Origin of the sequence: Marinibaculum pumilum (assembly GCF_042646425.1) — a bacterium.
GTDB lineage: Bacteria > Pseudomonadota > Alphaproteobacteria > Ferrovibrionales > Ferrovibrionaceae > Marinibaculum > Marinibaculum pumilum.
The window spans coordinates 1-769 of sequence record NZ_JBHRTR010000052.1 but is presented as its reverse complement, the minus strand read 5'-3'; the positions used below and the strand labels follow the sequence as shown (position 1 = coordinate 769).

Genomic DNA, 769 nt, shown 5'->3' with positions numbered 1-769 from the left:
TACCTTCCGGCACGGCGTTCTCGCTGGTGACGCTGAGCGGCGTGTTGGTCTTGAAGCGGGTGACGATGCGGCAGCCGGCCGCGTCCAGCTTCGCCCACCAGCCGTAGTCGTAATAGCCAAGATCGAAGACGTAGGTGGAGCCGGGCACGATCGGCATCGCCTTGGCAGCGGTGATATCGTGGCAGTTGGCGGGGGTGACCGCGGCATAGATCGGCCGGTCGGCGTTCGCGTCATAGATGACATGGGCCTTGGCGCCGCAGACCTTGGCGGAGAACCGTGCCCATTCCGCTCCGCCGCCGGCCAGATAGAGCCCCGTCGAGTCGATCAGGTAGAGTCCCTCCCCGACCTTGCGCCGCAGGCCCCGTTGCGCCTGGGCGACCATCGTCGTGAGCAGCTCGCCGAACACTGCATTAGGGCGCCGGGCGTTGGCATCCGCCAAGGTCGAACGCTCCACCGGCCGGGTGCCGAGATGATAGAGCCGAGCCTCATGGCTCTTCAGTCCGCCCACCACCTCGCGCAGGCTCACCGCACCCGAAAGCTGCCCGAAGAGCAGCGCGATGAACTGGTCCCTGGTCCGGAGACGGCGGACCCGGTGGTCACTCCCATGCTTGTCGACCAGACGGTCAAACACATCCCATGGAACCCACTTCAGGATGTCATGGAAAACGCTATTCTCATGCCGCATGGCATTGACCTTCCGCTGTGTCCCAAACGCCGCCAAACGCTTGGAACTCAGTAGAATCAATGCCATGCACCACGTCCAGAATTC

The 769-nt window shown here is 63.8% G+C and carries 1 protein-coding gene; it reads right to left on the bottom strand.

Features of this window, described 5'->3' with window-relative positions:
• Nucleotides 1-685: IS4 family transposase (locus ACFOGJ_RS27025; RefSeq protein WP_379906397.1), on the bottom strand; the 685-nt coding region annotated here is incomplete at its 3' end.
• Between the last annotated feature and the right edge of the window lie 84 nt (nucleotides 686-769).